Origin of the sequence: Microbacterium sp. PAMC21962, from assembly GCF_019443465.1 — a bacterium.
Lineage (GTDB): Bacteria > Actinomycetota > Actinomycetes > Actinomycetales > Microbacteriaceae > Microbacterium > Microbacterium hominis.
Map to the genome: position 1 here is coordinate 1856293 of NZ_CP080381.1, position 16700 is coordinate 1872992.

Sequence of the window (16700 nt, forward strand, 5' to 3'; positions counted from 1 at the left end):
TCCGACCGTCGATCAGTTCAGGCGACGCCTCCGCAGCACGACCGCACCACCGGCGGCCATGAGCAGCAGTCCCACGAGGACGCCCGCGACGAGACCGTCGGGGGTGCCGCCCGTCGCGGGCAGGGTGGACCCGCCCGCCGTCGTCGCCGTCGGTGTCGGCGTCGGCGTGCCCGACCCGGTGCCGGGGTCGGTCCCCGCCGCGGCGAGCACGGTGATGGCGGCCGAGGCCACGACCTCGCCGTCGACCCGCACCTGGATGGTGTGGGATCCCGGCTCGAGGTCGGACGGAACGGTGACCTGTGCCGAGAAGGCGCCGTCGACGACATCCGCCTGCGCCAGCGCGCGATAGGTGCTGGCGATGCCGACCTCGACGCGGTCCACCGCGAAGTCGCTGCCGGTCACGGTGAGCGCCTCACCGGCGCGCACCTCGGTCGCGCTCAGCGCGATCGAGGGGTCCGTCTGCCCGGGCTCGTCGGACACGGGGGCGAACTCCCAGCTGTCGACCTCGAACAGGCCGTCCTCGACCTCGGCACCCTCGGGCTGCGCGAACACGAAGAACACGTCGTGCGTCCCCTCGGCACCGGTGACGGCGGCCGACACGGTCGTCCACTCGCCGGCGGTGCCCGTCACGGGGATCTCCGCGACGACCGGTCCGTCGACGTTGTCGAGACGCACCTGGATCGACGCGCCCTCCACGAGCGGCTTCACCCGCGCGGAGACCGACTTCGCACCGTCGCCGAAGGCGACCTGCGACAGCGCCGCGAAGTCACCGTCGTCGAGGCTCGACAGCGCCATGTTGCCGCTGCCGTTGTGCTCGGGGAACTCCACCGATGCCTCCGTCGTCGGCACCGTCTTCACACCGAGCTGCCACGCGAGCGTCTCGGCCTCGAACGCGCGGTACGGGTCGAAGTCCTCGATCTGCGCGACACCCTGACGCGTGCCGACGATCGGCTTGATCGTCCCGTCGGCGTTGAAGTCGAGCTTGTCGATGTGCACCGAACGGTAGCCCTGCGTCTGGCCGGGGGTGCCGAGCGCCTGCGCCCACGCCGCCCCGCGCGTCTGCGCGTGGTAGGTGAAGTAGGTCTCGCCCTTGTAGGTGAACATGTCGGAGTGGTTGTTGCCGCCGTTGCCCGCCCCGAAGAACGCGCTCTGGTTCTGGAAGGCCACGCCCGCGTACTTCGCGGACGGCAGGTCCATCGGGTCGTCGGTCATCATGTAGGCGATGCCGCCGCGCGACGGGTACTGGCCCGCAACCTCGTTGACCTGGAAGTTCGACGAGTACGAGTAGTAGTACTTGCCGTCGCGCTTGAACATCGACGAGGCCTCGAACATGCCGGGGCCGTCGATCTCGACGGGGTCGCCGTCGAGGGTGACCATGTCATCCTTCAGCTTCACGACGCGGGTCGACTTGGGGTTCTGCGGCCCCTGGACGTTGCTGCCCGATCCGATCTGCGAGTTGCCGCCGAAGTACAGGTAGGCCTGGCCGTCGTCGTCGATGAAGATCTCCGGGTCGAACAGCCACATGCCGGCGGGGAAGCCGCCGCTGTTGATGTAGTCGCGCGAGACCGTGTCGGGGATGATCTTCTTGCCGAGCGGGTCGGTCCACGGGCCGAGCGGCGAGCCGCCCACGACCACCGCGGTGCCCGTGCCGTTGTCGCAGAAGTACAGGTAGACCTTGCCGTCCTTCTCGATCGCCGCGGGCGCCCAGGAGTTGCGCGACCAGGGAGCGGCCGATCCGGCCCCGGCGATGGGAACGGCGCCGTGGTCGACCCAGTTGACCATGTCGGTCGTCGACATGACGTTCAGCGTCGTGATGGCGCCGTAGCCGTTGGACTGGGTGGGCAGACCGTTGGCGTCCTTGCTGTTCGCCTCGTACTGCTGGGTGTCATTGGTCGAGTAGATGTAGAGGCGACCGTTGTAGACGAGGTGGTGCGGGTCGGCGCCGAACTTCTGCCCGACGATCGGGTTGTGGTCGCCGACGGGCTTGGTCTGCACCTTCTCCAGCGAGGTGAACGCCGGCCCTGCGGGGGCGTCGGCCGTCTTCACCAACGACACGTCGTCGAGGAGGAAGTCCTGCAGGGCGGCAGAGCCCCAGGGCGTCTCGACGAACAGCCAGGCCATGTCGGCGTGCTTCGCCTCGGCGACGAAGTCGGCCGTGTACGTGCCCCACTCGCCCTTCGTGAAGGTCTGTCCCCGGTCGTCGCAGCCGTTGAAGTTCGACGGGCAGAACGTGAAGTTGAACCGCTGCGTGGCGGGGCCGTCGGTGTACTTGATCTTGCCCGTGAGGCGATAGGAGGCCCCCGGCTGCAGCTTTCCCGTCACGCTGGCGAAGGGACCGGACTGCGTCGCGGTGCGACCCGTGACCTTCAGCGCGTGCGCGCCGCTGGCGGCGTCGTCGCTCAGTGCGAGCGTGCCGCCCTGGACGGTGGTCCAGCCGGTGAAGCCCTCGACGAAGCGACCGTCCGGCAGAAGGTTGCCCGGCACGGCGGGACTCTCGGTGGCCGCGGCGAAGACGTTGACGGCGGGCACCGGCGTCGCCGCCGCGGCGGCGGGGGCCGTCGCGAGGGCGGAGAGCACGAGGGCTCCGATACCGGCGAGCGCGCCGGCCCGCCGCATCATCGGCCGATGCTCGGCGGCGGGCGGTTTCGTGGGTTGACTCACGTCGATGACTCCTTTGATCTGTGACTGCGGTGCGCCCATCGCAGGAGCCTGGCGTTCAGCGCGACCACGCGGTGCGAGGTGTACACTTTCGCCGTTCCGGACCGAGGCGGCATCGCCGCCCCTGCACAGTCAGGAACACTCCGACGACTCCTCGGACGGCGGGTGCACGTGAACGTGCGCGGTCGAACGTGCCGGCATGCACGATCGACCGGACCCCGTCCGGGGAGTCGTCCGGTCCGTGCGGAGACGGGTGCGCTCGGGTGAGCGACACTGCCCCCGACATCCCGTTTCAGATGGAACATTCGTGATGTTACCGCTACCACTGGCGCTCGGCAACGTTTTCGACGACCGTTTCGATGGTTATCGATAACAGACGGCGGTCGCGACTGGACGCACGCCGACCCCGGGTGCATACTTTCAGTATGACTGAAGGTGTGCGGGAACCGGCCCCCTCCCGGCGGGAATGGATGGGGCTTGCGGTGCTCGCGGCCGGCCTCGGGATGATCGTGCTCGACGGCACCATCGTCGGTGTGGCCCTGCCCGACATCATCCGGGATCTGCACCTCGACCTGACGGACGCGCAATGGGTGTCGAGCCTGTACGCCGTGCTGCTGGCCGCCCTCCTGCTGTCGACCGGCAAGCTCGCCGACCGCTTCGGGCGCAAGCTCCTGTTCCTCGTCGGCATCGTCGTCTTCGCGGGCGGCAGCGTGTGGGCCGCGGCATCCGCCACCGGGGGCGCCCTCATCGGGGCACGAGCGGTGCAGGCCGTGGGTGCCGCGTTCATCATGCCCGCGACCCTGTCGACGGTGAACGCCGTCTTCCGCGGCCGGTACCGCGCCGCCGCCTTCGGGGTCTGGGGCGCCGTGATCTCCGGCGTCGCCGCGATCGGCCCGCTCGTCGGCGGCGCCCTCACGCAGTACGCCTCCTGGCAGTGGGTGTTCCTGGTGAACCTGCCGCTCGGGGCCCTCATCCTCGCACTCGCCGTGTGGGCGGTGCCCGAGACGCGCGGCTCCGGCTTCCGCCGCGGCGCCGACGTCGACGGGGCCCTCCTGTCGGCGGTCGGTTTCGGCTCGCTCGTGTTCGCCGTGATCGAGGGACCCGACCTCGGGTGGTGGACGCCGAAAGCCGACCTCACCCTCGGTTCGTGGACCTGGCCGGCGTCCGCGCCGATCTCGGTCGTGCCGATCTGCCTGGCGGTCGCGGCCGTCGCGCTGACCCTCTTCGTGTTCTGGGAGCGGCACCGCGAGCGGGTGCAGCGCGACGCCCTGCTCGATCTGCACCTGTTCTCCCTGCGCACCTTCTCCTGGGGCAACGTGACCGCGGCCATGGTCGCGGTCGGCGAGTTCGCGATCATCTTCGTGCTGCCGCTGTACCTCACGGCCGCACTCGGCCTGTCGATCATGCAGACCGGTCTCGTGCTGGCCGCCATGGCGTTCGGTGCCTTCGCCTCGGGCGCGGCGGCCCGCCACCTCGCGGCGCGCTTCGGCTCCCCCGGCACGGTGCTGATCGGCCTCGGGCTGGAGGTGGTCGGCGTCCTCGTCCTCGCCGCCCTCGCGAGCGCCACCACCCCGGGCTGGCTCATCGCCCTGCCGCTGGTCGTCTACGGCCTCGGACTCGGCCTCGCCTCGGCGCAGCTGACCGGCACCGTGCTGCGCGACGTCCCCGTGGAGATCAGCGGCCAGGGCTCGGCCACCCAGTCGACCGTGCGTCAGATCGGCACGGCGCTGGGCACGGCGTTCGCCGGCGCCGCCCTGTCGATCTCGCTCGCCGTGACCCTGCCCGGCGCGCTGTCGGATGCCGGGATCACCGGCACCGCGGCCACCGAGCTCGCCGATGCGACGCGCACCTCGGCCGGCACGCTCATCTCGCAGCTGCGCGCGCAGGGCGCCTCCAGCATGCTCGGCGCGCAGACGGATGCCGCCGTGCAGGCGCTCTCGGCAGGATTCGCCGACGCGACGCGCTGGTCGCTGCTGGTGGCGTCGGCCTTCCTGCTGCTGGGCCTGGTCGGGGCCGCCCGCCTGCGCACCTTCGCCCGCCGCTAGGCTCGGGCCCATGCGTATCGCCGTGACCGGAGCATCCGGAAAGCTGGGAACCGTGGTCGTCAACGAGCTCCGGGAGGCGGGCCACGACGTCGTCGGGCTCGACGTCGTCGGCACGCGCGGCGCCGGCTTCGTGCAGGTCGACCTCACCGACTACGGCCAGACCGTCGACGCCCTCCAGGGCGTGAACGACCAGCACGACGGCCTCGACGCGGTCGTGCACCTGGCGGCGATCCCGGCGCCCGGCATCCGGTCGGACGTCGCCACGTTCCACAACAACATCGCCGTCACGTTCAACGTGCTGTGGGCGGCGATCCGCCTCGGCATCACCCGGATCGTGACGGCGTCGAGCGAGACGGTGCAGGGCCTTCCGTTCGACGTGCCGCCGCCCTACATCCCCGTCGACGAGGCCTACGCCGCCCGCCCCGAGTCGGTCTACTCGCTGGTCAAGCACCTCGAGGAGACCCTGGAGAAGGAGCTCGTGCGCTGGCACCCCGAGGTGTCGCTCACGGCGCTGCGCTTCTCGAACGTCATGGTCCCCGCCGACTACGCCGAGTTCCCGTCGTTCGACGCGGATGCCGCCCGACGCAAGTGGAACCTGTGGAGCTACATCGACGCCCGCGACGGCGCCGCCGTCATCGCGCGCGCCCTCGAGGTCGCCCCCGCCGGGTTCGACCACTTCCTCATCGCCGCCGGCGACACCGTCATGAGCCGCCCCAACGCGGAGCTCGTCGCGGAGGTCTTCCCCGACGTCGAGGTGCGCGGCGAGCTCGGCGTCAACGCGTCGCTGTTCTCGACGGCGAAGGCGCAGCGCCTGCTCGGCTGGACGCCGCGCCACTCCTGGCGCGACGAGCGCTGAGGGCCGCCGATCACGAGGCGGTGACGGCGGTCTTCGCCGGCCGTCCGCGCTTGGGCCGGTCGGACGAGAGCTCCTGTGCGAGCGGCACGAAGGACGGGCCCGAGAGCCGGTCCTCGACGTGGGCGAGCCAACGCACCTCGCTCTCGGCCGCGAAGAGCGTCGCCGACAGGGGCAACGCCGCGACCACGGATGCCGGGTCGCCGACCTCCACGGCGACATAGCGCGCCGTCAGCTCGTCGAGCCGCCCCTGCGACGCCGCGCGCTGCGCGCGCACCAGCGGGAGCACGTCGACGCCGGGCAGGGTCGCGGCCAGCGCGAGTTTCAGCGTCAGCTCGTCTCGGGCGCCCTCCACCCGCTCCACGGGGGTGTCGAACCAGTCGCGGACGGCAGCGGAACCGGCATCCGTGATGCGCCAGTACACGTGCCCCTCGGCGTCGACCTCGTCCTTGGAGACGAGTCCGTCGCGTTCGAGTCGTTCCAGCGTGTTGTAGATCTGGCCGACGTTCAGCGAGGCCGCCCCGGTGCGACGCGTGAACTCGGCGCGCAACTGGTACCCGTAGCAGGGGCCCTGATCGAGGATCGCCAACAGGCTCTGCCGTACCGACATCCGCTCCCCCGCTCCCCCGACCACCCGATGTGCTTTCTCAGTATATGCATACGCGGAAACCACATGGCCGGCGCGGGCGTCACTCCGGCGACCGCCCCCGCACTGCGAGCGCCGCGAACGTGCCGACGGCCGCGCCGACCAGCGTGTCGACGATCCGCTCGAGAGCGAGCGGGAGCGTCTCGACCGTGCCCGTCGCCGCGCCGATGAGCAGCAGCACGAGCGGGGTGATGAACACCAGCGCGAGCGCGTAGTGGCGCACCACGACCATCTCGATGGCGACCTGCAGCACGCCCAGCAGCAGGCCGAGCGCCCACACGGGCAGCGGCAGGAAGGCGAGGGCGAGGTAGAGCGCGCCGCCGACGACCGTGCCCACGGTGCGGTGGATGCCGCGCGTCGTGGCATCCCGCCGTCCCACCGGCAGTCCGACCACGGCGAGGCCGGCGCACACGATCCAGTACGAGCGCGCCGGGTCGACGACCGCGGCGGCCGCCACGCCCACGACGCCCACGACGACGGCGCGCAGCGTGAGCATGCGGGCGACGGCCGACCAGCGCAGCGGGAACAGGACGCCCAGCGGTCGCGGGCGTTCCCGTCGATAGCGCGGCAGGAGCAGCGGCGCCGCCACCACGAGGCACGCGAAGGCCCCCGATGCGGCGACGATCGCGAGGTAGGTCCACGGATCGACGACCCGCGCACCGCCGCGGACGGCGGTCACCTGGGCCGACAGCCCGAACACCAGCACGAAGAACACCGGTCCGGGAGGGCCCAGCGAGACCGCGCCCGCCAGCGCCGCGGTGACCACCGTGGTGACGAGCACTCCGCCGAGCACCGCGAGCACGCCGCCGCCGGCCGCGAGCGTGCCGGCCGCCGCGCACACCCACAGGGCGAGCGCGAGCAGCGGCGCCACCCGGGCGCGCTCCCGCGGTCGCAGCCACCCGCCGTAGATGACCGCGAACGCGCCGGTCGCCGACAGCAGGGCGAGCTCGGCGTGACCGGATGCCGCGAGCACCACGATCGGCACGGCCATCGCGAGCCCCGCCTGCACGGCCAACGGCCAGCGGCGCCCGCGCGCGGGACCGAACGTCGCCAGGCTCCGCCCGACGTGCGCCGCCTCCGCGCGCACACGGTCGCCGAAGCGGGCGGGCGGGGTGGGCGACGGCATCCCTCCATTGTCCCCCGCCGGTGCGGCCGGGTCCTCCGAAGCCCACAGCATCCGCCGAGGAGCGCTCGCTACGGTCGGAGGCATGGAAGCGAGTGCGCCGGGCCTGTCCGTGTCGACCGACGAGGGGATCGCGACGTTCTCCGCCGCGCAGCTGCGGATGATGCGGGACGAGTTCCAGCGCTTCCTGCTGGAGTACCAGTTCGGGCTCCGCGAGGTCGAGACCAAGCTCGGGATCCTCCGCGACGAGTTCCTGCTCATGCACGATTACAACCCGATCGAGCACGTCTCCAGCCGCGTCAAGAGCGCCGACAGCCTGGTCGACAAGATCACCCGCAAGGGCGTCGAGCCCAGCTTCGACGCGATCCGCGCCGCGATCACCGACATCGCCGGCATCCGGGTGACGACGAGCTTCACGAAGGACGCCTATCGCCTCTTCGACCTGCTCACCCAGCAGGACGACATCACGGTGCGCGAGGTCAAGGACTACATCGCCCAGCCCAAGACGAACGGGTACAAGAGCCTGCACGTCATCGTGGAGGTGCCGGTCTTCCTCTCGTCGGGCCGCGTCGACGTCGCCGTGGAGGTGCAGTTCCGCACGATCGCGATGGACTTCTGGGCGAGCCTGGAGCACAAGATCTACTACAAGTACGCCGGGGCGGTGCCCGACGGGCTGCTCGTGGAGCTGAAGGAGGCCGCCGAGTCGGCATCCCTCCTCGACGCCCGCATGGAACGGCTCCACGGCCAGCTGCACGGATCGCCGTCCGGGGCGATCCACGCCGTCTGAGCGCCGCATCGGATGCGGAGACGAGCAACGGATGCGGATGGCGAGCGCCCCCGCATCCGCGTCTGTTGCTGATCTCCGATTCTGCGAACGGGCTCAGTCCAGTGCGGCGCGCCAGTCCTCGAGCAGGCGCGCCGTCGTGCGGGTCTGCGACCACGGCATCTCGGGCACCTCGGTGCGCCCCTCGCGAAGCGCCCGCACGGTCGCGTCCGCCTCGGCGGCCATCGGGCTGACGGTGGCGGTGCGGATCGGCTCGACCGTCCCGTCGGAGCGGCGCAGCACCGCCTCGGCGGTCGAGACGACGCGGCTGCCCCACACGTTCGCGATCTCCAGCTCGCCGGCGGTGCCGCGGATCACGGCCCGCCGCGGCAGGTCGGCGGTGATCGCGGTGGCGATGCGCGCCTCGAACGCGCCGAACGCGATCGTCGCGCGCGCCTGCTCGTCGACGGCGCCGACCACGCCGTCGGCCGCGACGATCACCGGTTCGGCGTCGATCCCCGCCCACGCGGCGAGGCCCACGACGAGGGATGCCGGGTAGCACCCGACATCGAGGATCGCCCCGCCCGCCGTCGCGGGATCGAACAGGCGCCCGTCGTGCGCGTCGGCGGCGAAGCCGAGGGTCGAGTCCACCGAGACGAGCTCGCCCAGCGTCCCCGCGGAGACGAGCGCCCGCAGCCGCTCGGGGAACGGGCCGAAGCGGTACTTGAACGCCTCCACCACCGGCAGCCCCACCCGGGCCGCGTGCGCGAGCACGGCGTCGGTCTCGGCGGCAGTCACCCCCAGGGGCTTCTCGCACAGCACCGCCTTGCCCGCGTCGAGCGCGGCGTGCGCGAGCTCGGCGTGGGTGGTGTGCACGGTGCCGATGTAGACGGCATCCACGTCGCCCCGTGCCAGCACCTGGTCGTACGTGCCCGCGACGGGCGCGCCGAACCGGTCGGCGAACTCCCGCGCCCGGATGCCGTCGCGCGCGCCGACCGCGTGGAGCACGCCGTGCGCGGCGTGCGGCAGCGCCGCCAGGAAGTCGCCCGTGATGACACCGGCGCCCAGGACCGCCCAGCGTGCTCTCTCGCTCATGCCTCCATCATGCCCGCAGGGCGCGGTCGAGGTCCGCCAGCAGGTCGGCCTCGTCCTCGATGCCCACCGACAGCCGCACGACCTCCACGGGCACCGCGGCCTCGGTGCCGCGCACCGAGGCGTGCGTCATGGCGTCGGGGTAGTTCACGAGCGACTCGACGCCGCCCAGCGACTCCGCGAGCTGGAAGAGCCGCGTCGACTCCGCGAAGCGGCGCGCCGCCTCGCCCGACTCGAGGGCCACCGAGACGATGCCCCCGAAGCCGCTCATCTGCCGCGCCGCGATCGCGTGGCCGGGGTGGTGGGCCAGCCCGGGGTAGTACACGCGGGCGACCCGGTCGCTCTCCGAGAGGAAGGCCGCGACCGCCGCCGCGTTGCGGCTGTGGCGCTCCATCCGCACCGCGAGCGTCTTGATGCCCCGGGTGGTGAGCCAGGCGTCGAGCGGACCGGAGACGGCCCCGACGGCGAACTGCAGGAAGCCGATCTCGGCCGCGAGGGCGTCGTCGCGGTGGGTCTCGGCGAGCACGAGCGCGCCGCCGACGACATCCGAGTGGCCGCCGAGGTACTTGGTCGTCGAGTGCACGACCACATCGGCACCGAGCTCCAACGGCTGCTGGAGCGCGGGGGTCGCGAAGGTGTTGTCGACGACGACGACCGCGCCGGCGTCGTGACCGATCCGCGCGAGCGTCGCGATGTCGGTGATCCGCAGCAGCGGGTTCGACGGCGTCTCGACCCACAGCAGGCGCGGGGCCCGCTCGGCCACGGCCGCACGGACGGCGTCCTCGTCGCTCATGTCGACCAGGCGCAGCCGCACACCCCACGGGCCCAGCACCCGCGCGAGCAGCCGGTAGGTGCCGCCGTAGACGTCGTTGCCGAGCAGCACCTCGTCGCCCGGGACCAGCACGGCCCGCAGCAGCGCATCCTCGGCGGCGAGTCCCGACGCGAACGAGAACGCGTGGGCGCCGCCCTCGATCGCGGCGAGCTGGGCCTGCAGGGCGGTGCGCGTCGGGTTGCCGCTGCGCCCGTACTCGTAGCCCTGGCGGAGACCGCCGATCCCGTCCTGGGCGAACGTCGTGGCGAAGTGCACGGGCGGGATGACCGCCCCGGTGCTCTCGTCGGGGTCCTGCCCGGCGTGGACGGCGAGGCTGGCGAAACGGCGGGCGGCGTCGGTGGTCATGCGGATGCTCCTTCGGTGAGGGTGTCGAGAGGGATGCCGCGGGCCGCGAGCCACGCGTCGTCGTAGAGCTTGGTGAGGTAGCCCCGGCCGTGGTCGGGCAGCACGACCACCACGACGGCGTCGGCGGGAAGCCCCCGCGCGGTGCGCAGGGCCGCGACGACCGCCATGCCCGACGAGCCCCCGACGAGCAGGCCCTCCTCGCGGGCGAGCCGGCGGGTCATGGCGAAGCTCTCGGCATCCGAGACCCGCTCGTAGCGGTCGACGACGGACGCGTCGAAGGTGTCGGGGTAGAAGTCCTCGCCCACACCCTCGACGGCGTAACCGTGGATCGGTCCGCCGGAGTAGATCGAGCCCTCGGGGTCGGCGCCGACGACGACGATCTCGCCCGCCGTCGCCTCCTTGAGGAAGCGGCCGGTGCCGCTGATCGTGCCTCCGGTGCCGATTCCGGCGACGAGGTGGGTGACGCGCCCGTCGGTGTCACGCCAGATCTCCGGGCCCGTCGTCTCGTAGTGGGCGCGCGGACCGTTCGGGTTGGCGAACTGGTTGGGCTTGAACGCGCCGGGGATCTCGCGGGCGAGCCGGTCGGAGACGCTGTAGTACGAGTCGGGATGCTCCGGCGGGACGTTCGTGGGCACCTCCACGACCTCCGCCCCGTAGGCCCGCAGCACCGCGGTCTTCTCCCCCGTGAACTTGTCGGGGACGACGAAGATCATCCGGTACCCGCGCTGGAGCGCGACGAGGGCGAGACCGACGCCGGTGTTGCCGCTGGTGGGCTCGACGATCGTGCCGCCGGGGCGGAGCAGCCCGTCGCGCTCGGCCGCGTCGACGATGTTGCGGGCGATGCGGTCCTTGGCGGAGCCGCCTGGGTTGAGGTACTCGACCTTCGCGAGCACCGTCGCCTGCACCTCGGCGGCGACGGCGTTCAGACGGACGAGCGGGGTGTTGCCGACGACGTCGGCGATGTGCGAGGCGAAACGCATGAGGGGTGTCCTGAGGGTGGTGCCGCGTGCGCAGAGTGCGCGAGAGGGCGGCGGGCTGTCGGGGTCGTCGAAGGGAGCGCGGAGCGCTCAGCGACAACAACGACAGGTCAGGGCCACGTCAGGATGCTAACCCACGGCGAGGGGATGCCGCGAAGTGTTACGCCCGATCCGTCACATTCGTCGCGCCCGCCCTACTCTGTGCTGGTGAGCACGCACGACGACACCGACGACTACGGCTTCGACACCCGCCAGGTGCACGCCGGCGAGGTCGACGAGCGCAACCACGGTGCGCGCATCACCCCGATCTATCTGACGGCGGCCTACCGCTTCGACTCGTTCGCGCAGGCGGAGGACCGTTTCACGGGTGCGGAGGCGGGCCAGCTGTACTCGCGCAACCTCAACCCGACCCACGAGGTCGCCGAGCGGCGCATCGCGTCGCTGGAGGGCGGCACCGGGGCGATCGTGGTGGGCTCCGGTCAAGCGGCGATCACCGCGCTGCTGCTGGGGCTCGCCGGCGCCGGTGAGCGGCTGGTGTCGACCGCGAGCATCTACAGCGGCACCCGCATCCTCTTCGACCGCACCTTCGCGCGGTTGGGAGTGACGACCGACTACGTGCGCGACCCGTCCGACGAGGCCGAGTGGGAGCGTCTGATCACGCCGCAGACGAAGGCGATCTTCGTCGAGACGATCCCCAACCCCAAGAACGACCTCGTCGACGTCGCCGCCGTCGCCCGCATCGCCCGGCGCCACACGATCCCGCTCATCGTCGACAACACCGTCGCGACGCCCTACCTCATCCGCCCGCTCGAGCACGGCGCCGATGTCGTCGTGCACTCCTCGACGAAGTTCCTCACCGGGCACGGCGCCGCACTGTCGGGGGTCATCGTCGACGGCGGACGGTTCGACTGGGCGGGCTCGTCGCGCGCCTACCCGGGCCTCACCGCGCCGATCGCCCCCGGCCGCCCGTCGCTCGTCGACAGCCACGGCGAGCGCGCGCTGGAGGCGTACCTGCGCTTCGGCATCGTCAACGACCTCGGTGCGGCACTGTCGCCGGTCAACTCCTTCCTGCTGCAGCAGGGCATCGAGACGCTGTCGCTGCGGATGGCGAAGCATCTCGAGAACGCCGCGGTCGTCGCGCGCTGGCTCGACGCCCACCCCGCGGTGGAGAGCGTCGACTTCGCGGGCCTGGCGTCGAGTCCGTACCATCGCATCGCCCAGGAGCGCTTCGGCGGTCACGCCGGCTCCGTGTTCGCCTTCACGGTGCGCGGCGGCCGGCCCGCCGCCGAGCGGTTCTTCGACCGCCTCCGCCTCATCAGCCGGATGACGAACATCGGCGACGTCCGCTCGATGGCGCTGCACCCGGCCACGACGACGCACGTCTCGTTCTCGCCCGAGGAGCGGGCGCGTCTGGGCATCGGCGACGGTCTCATCCGGCTCTCGATCGGCATCGAGACGGCATCCGATCTCCTCGCGGACCTCGACCGCGCGCTCTCCGCCGCCACCTGAACGCCCGGCCGCGACGCGCGACATGTCGCCGTGTTGCGCGCAGCGGAGCCCGCCCCCGTCGGGGCGCTTACCGTGGATGTATGACCTCGTCGCCCCCCGCACCGATCGACGCACCGTTCGCGGCTCCCGAGCCCACCGACGCCCGCGACGGCCGAGGCGCGGATCTCGCCGCCGCGGGTTTCGCCTCGTCGCTGTCGGCGGACGAGTTCAAGGCGCTCTTCCGGGGCCACCCGGGCGGAGTCGCCGTGATCACCGCCGACGCCGGTGACGGGCCGGTCGCCCTCACCGCGACCAGCGTGTCGAGCGTGAGCGCCGAGCCGCCGCTGCTGATCTTCTCGGTGTCGTCGCAGTCGTCGTCGGCCGCCGTCCTCGCCGCCGCCGAGACGGTGGTGGTCCACCTCCTCGACGCGAACGACCTCGACCTCGCGCGTCTGGGCGCGACGAGCGGCGTCGACCGCTTCGACGGCTCGCGCCCCTGGTCGCGCCTGGTCACCGGCGAGCCGGTGTACCACGACGTCCGCGCGTGGGTGCGCTGCGCCGTCATCGAGCGGATGGATGCCGGAGGCTCCACCGTCTTCGCCGCCCACGCCCTGCAGTCGCAGCTCGAGCGCGATGTCGCCGTCGGCGACCACGGCGACGCGCTGGTGTACCACAACCGCACGTGGCACCGCCTCGGCGACCACTCCCGCCTCTCCTGACGCCCGGAGGCATCGGCGGCCCCCTCGACTAGGGAGCGGGCGGCCGGGCGACGAGGATCTCGCCGCGTCCGCTCACCGTGACGGCGCCCTCGGCCGCGGCGATCAGCCAGGTCGTGCCCGCCGGCGCCTCCTGGCCGCCGAGCCGCAGCTCTCCCATACTCACGACGGCGACGGCGAAGCCCGCGGCCAGCGCCCGCTCGCCGTCGAGCGCGTGGCGCTCCAGCCGGAAGAAGGGATCGGCCGCGGCGGGGAACACCGACCCGTCGGTCTCGGCGGGTGCCGGGTGGACGAGACGGGCCATCTCGGCGGAGCTGCGGGCGCGGTGGGTGACGGCGGTCAGCGCCCGGTCGAACCCGATGCCGACGTGGCCGTCGACGGCGCCGTCCAGCGCGAACCCGCGCCACTCCAGCAGGATCGACAGGTCCTCGGGCTGCTGCAGTTCGAGCAGGAGGACGCCCGCGCCGATCGCGTGCAGCTCACCGGGCGGCACCCACACCACATCGCCCGGACGCACCGCGATGCGGTGCAGCAGCCCGAGCAGCGCGTCGGTGTCCTGGCGCGCGACGAGCGCGGCCAGCCGCGCCGGCTCGACGTCTTCGCGCAGTCCCAGGTGCACGGTCCCCGCGGAGAGGATGTACCAGGCCTCGGCCTTGCCGTGGGCCCGGCCCAGGTGCGCCGCGGCGAAGGCGTCGTCGGGATGGGCGTGCACGGGCAGGCGCTGGCCCGCGTCGAGGAGCTTCACGAGCAGCCGCGTGTCGCTCCCCCATCGGTCCGCGTGCGCGGCGCCCAGCCAGTGCACCGGGTCGGCCGCCACCGCATCGCGCAGCAGCACGCCGTCCGGGAGCACGGTCAGCCCCGTGCGGGTCTCGCCCGCGACGGTCGTCGTCGAGGCGATCCAGTCCTCCGGCTCGCGTTCCTCCGCCTCGCGTCCGGCCGGCCGCGGCGCCCCGCGGAAGAGCGCGATGCGTTCACCGCCGCGATAGAAGCGTGCGGCGGGACGGTTCGCGGACAGACGGATCGGCATCGCGGTCGCCCTCAGTGCGCGGTCGCGGCGTCGACGGCCGCGCGGGTCACGGACAGGAAGCCGCCGACGAAGCTGTCGCCCAGCCCGATGGTGGTGGGGGTCGGGGTGTCGGCGACGACGGCCGCCACGCCCGCGGCATCCGGGCGGTGGGCGCCGACGGCCGCGACGACGCCGACGCCGTCCGGATGCCGCGGCAGGCGCGACGTGACCTCGAGGTCGGCGGCGTCGAAGACGTCGCCGAGCCGGTACCGCGTGGCCGAGACCCGCACGGCCGCCTCGAGGGCGGCGCGATGGCGGGGCGCGTCGGGTCCGACGGCGATCGACCAGAAGCGGGTGTGGACCACGAGCGCCGGCACCGGGATGAGGCGATGCGCCTCGTCGAGGGCGGCCGCCACGTCCGCCCCGTCGCGCAGGTCGACCGCACGGCCGACGTACTCCTGCAGCTCGTCCTCGTTCATGCCGTACACGTCGATGCGCGGGAGGAGGCGGTCTCGGGCGATCGCGGCGAAGTCGCGACGGTAGAACCCGGCATCCTCGTAATAGACGAGCGCTCCCCACGGAAGCTGCCGCATGGCGGCCCAGAGGTCGTCGAGGCGCGACGCCAGGAGCGCCGCGTCCTGCATCGTGTTGAAGCCCGACACGAGGAAGGCGTCCGCGGTGCGCAGGCGATCGCCCAGCTGCGCGGAGATCGCCATCTCCCGGTTCGGACGGTCGTTGGCCACGATGACGCGGTTCGCGGAAGGCGCCACGACCTCGCCGTCGGCGAGCGCGACGGTCGCGCCCTCCGGATACTGCACGATCAGGTGCGGGTCGAGGGTGTCGGTCGTCGCCGAACACACCCAGTCGATGATCGGCGGCATGAGACGACGCACGTTGTCGTCGATGCTCACCAGGTGCTGGGTGCTGGGGATGCCGAGGTTCGCCAGCGCGATCCCCGCCCGCACCCCCGTGCCGCCGAGCGTCACGGACGTCTCGAACCGCGCCGCGAAGCGCTCGAGGATGTCGGAGGAGGCGGCGAACCGCTCTCCCCCGACGCCGCGCTCGAAGAGGGCGAGGATCGCGACGACGAGCGCGCGCTCGTCGTCGATGGGGGCCGTGGTCGTCAGCTCCGCCCGCCGCACACCGTGCCGGTGTGCGAGGGCGCTGATGACCGCGGCATCCCACCGGATCTCGTAGTCGACGGTGCCGCCGAGGCCGAGGACGAGTCGCGCGCTCATGGTGTCGATGATCTCCCGCCGGGGGTGGTCAGTACAGATCCGCCTTGCCGGTCGCACCGAACAGGTCGATCTTCTCCGCCGCCGTCACCTTCAGCGCGGCGATCGGCTCGGGCTGGATCGCGTTCGGCTCGCGCAGACGCTCGTCGGTGCCGAGGATCTCGCGCATGCGGTTGTGGTAGCTGACCTTGATGTCGCTGGAGATGTTGATCTTGTTGATGCCCAGCGACACGGCGCGAGCGAGCTCGGCGTCGGGGTTTCCCGAGCCGCCGTGCAGCACCAGCGGGATCTTGACGGCGGCCTTGATCTGCTCGAGCAGGTCGTGGCGCAGCTCGGGCTTCTTCTCGGCGGGGTACAGGCCGTGCGAGGTGCCGATCGCGATCGCGAGGCTGTCCACGCCGGTCTCCTCGACGAAGCGCACCGCGTCGTCGACGTTGGTGTAGATGATCTCGGCCGCGCCGGACTCGCCGTAGCTGTCGTTCGCCCCGATCGTGCCGAGCTCGCCCTCAACCTGGATGCCGACGGCGTGCGCGGCCTCGACGACCTTGCGGGTGAGCGCCACGTTCTCCTCGAAGGGCAGGAGCGAGGCGTCGATCATGACGGAGGTGAAGCCGGCCTGGATGGCGGTGATCATCTGCTCGTACGTCCCGCCGTGGTCCCAGTGGATCGCGACCGGCACGCTCGAGCGGTGCGCGCGCTCGCGGATCGCGACGATGAGGTCGGTCGTCACGTGGGAGACCTCGTCGGGGTGGATCGCGATGATGACGGGCGCGTTCTTCTCCTCGCTGACGTCCATGACGCCGAGGAACATCGCCCAGTCGCTGATGTTGAAGGCCGGGATGGCGAAGTTGTTCTGATTGGCGATGTCGAGGATGGACTTGCCGGTGTACAGCACCACGGTGGATTCTCCTGTCGGTGGGG

At 72.1% G+C, this 16700-nt stretch carries 14 protein-coding genes; 5 read left to right on the plus strand and 9 right to left on the minus strand.

Annotated elements, in window-relative coordinates:
• Positions 1-12: 12 nt before the first annotated feature.
• Positions 13-2619: a family 43 glycosylhydrolase gene (locus KY498_RS09000; protein WP_223849506.1), complete on the minus strand. Its 2607-nt coding sequence runs from the start codon at positions 2617-2619 to the stop codon at positions 13-15.
• A 464-nt stretch (positions 2620-3083) separates the two neighbouring features.
• On the opposite strand from KY498_RS09000, the gene KY498_RS09005 reads away from it, so the two are divergent.
• Together KY498_RS09005 and KY498_RS09010 are read left to right on the plus strand one after the other, a co-directional pair.
• Positions 3084-4703, plus strand: coding sequence for an MFS transporter (locus tag KY498_RS09005; protein ID WP_219879365.1), 1620 nt, complete (start codon positions 3084-3086; stop codon positions 4701-4703).
• A gap of 10 nt (positions 4704-4713) precedes the next feature.
• Positions 4714-5559, plus strand: a complete 846-nt coding sequence (locus KY498_RS09010; RefSeq protein ID WP_060959030.1) for an NAD(P)-dependent oxidoreductase — start codon at positions 4714-4716, stop codon at positions 5557-5559.
• A gap of 10 nt (positions 5560-5569) precedes the next feature.
• Here the strand turns inward: KY498_RS09010 and KY498_RS09015 are convergent, their stop codons facing one another.
• Positions 5570-6166: a PadR family transcriptional regulator gene (locus KY498_RS09015; protein WP_101305547.1), complete on the minus strand. Its 597-nt coding sequence runs from the start codon at positions 6164-6166 to the stop codon at positions 5570-5572.
• Positions 6167-6245: 79 nt separating this feature from the next.
• Positions 6246-7328, minus strand: a complete 1083-nt coding sequence (locus tag KY498_RS09020; protein WP_191007860.1) for an FUSC family protein — start codon at positions 7326-7328, stop codon at positions 6246-6248.
• Positions 7329-7410: 82 nt separating this feature from the next.
• Between KY498_RS09020 and KY498_RS09025 the strand changes: the two genes are divergently transcribed.
• Positions 7411-8112, plus strand: coding sequence for a GTP pyrophosphokinase family protein (locus KY498_RS09025; protein ID WP_060959027.1), 702 nt, complete (start codon positions 7411-7413; stop codon positions 8110-8112).
• Between the two features lie 93 nt (positions 8113-8205).
• Here KY498_RS09025 and KY498_RS09030 read toward each other — a convergent pair whose 3' ends face one another.
• From KY498_RS09030 to KY498_RS09040, 3 genes are read right to left on the minus strand one after another with little or no spacing between them, the layout of a single operon-like run.
• Positions 8206-9183 (minus strand): Gfo/Idh/MocA family protein, encoded by a 978-nt coding sequence (locus KY498_RS09030; RefSeq protein ID WP_191007859.1) that lies wholly within the window; start codon positions 9181-9183, stop codon positions 8206-8208.
• Positions 9184-9190: 7 nt separating this feature from the next.
• Positions 9191-10357 (minus strand): cystathionine gamma-synthase, encoded by a 1167-nt coding sequence (locus KY498_RS09035; RefSeq protein ID WP_191007858.1) that lies wholly within the window; start codon positions 10355-10357, stop codon positions 9191-9193.
• Positions 10354-11337: a PLP-dependent cysteine synthase family protein gene (locus KY498_RS09040; protein WP_060959024.1), complete on the minus strand. Its 984-nt coding sequence runs from the start codon at positions 11335-11337 to the stop codon at positions 10354-10356. Before KY498_RS09040 ends, KY498_RS09035 begins: the two co-directional genes overlap by 4 nt.
• A 204-nt stretch (positions 11338-11541) precedes the next feature.
• On the opposite strand from KY498_RS09040, the gene KY498_RS09045 reads away from it, so the two are divergent.
• Positions 11542-12843: an O-acetylhomoserine aminocarboxypropyltransferase/cysteine synthase family protein gene (locus KY498_RS09045; protein ID WP_375140938.1), complete on the plus strand. Its 1302-nt coding sequence runs from the start codon at positions 11542-11544 to the stop codon at positions 12841-12843.
• Positions 12844-12923: 80 nt separating this feature from the next.
• The gene (locus tag KY498_RS09050) at positions 12924-13541 is read left to right on the plus strand and encodes a flavin reductase family protein (RefSeq protein ID WP_060959022.1); all 618 of its coding nucleotides are present in this window, start codon (positions 12924-12926) and stop codon (positions 13539-13541) included.
• Between the two features lie 28 nt (positions 13542-13569).
• On the opposite strand, the gene KY498_RS09055 is transcribed toward KY498_RS09050, so the two are convergent.
• The 3 genes from KY498_RS09055 to KY498_RS09065 are packed head-to-tail and all read right to left on the minus strand — an operon-like array spanning position 13570 to position 16677.
• Positions 13570-14565: a class I mannose-6-phosphate isomerase gene (locus tag KY498_RS09055; RefSeq protein WP_191007856.1), complete on the minus strand. Its 996-nt coding sequence runs from the start codon at positions 14563-14565 to the stop codon at positions 13570-13572.
• An 11-nt stretch (positions 14566-14576) separates the two neighbouring features.
• A complete protein-coding gene (locus KY498_RS09060; RefSeq protein ID WP_219879366.1) occupies positions 14577-15782 on the minus strand; it encodes an ADP-dependent glucokinase/phosphofructokinase in 1206 nt (401 codons plus the stop codon).
• A gap of 28 nt (positions 15783-15810) precedes the next feature.
• Positions 15811-16677: a ketose-bisphosphate aldolase gene (locus KY498_RS09065; protein ID WP_060959019.1), complete on the minus strand. Its 867-nt coding sequence runs from the start codon at positions 16675-16677 to the stop codon at positions 15811-15813.
• Positions 16678-16700 lie beyond the last annotated feature (23 nt).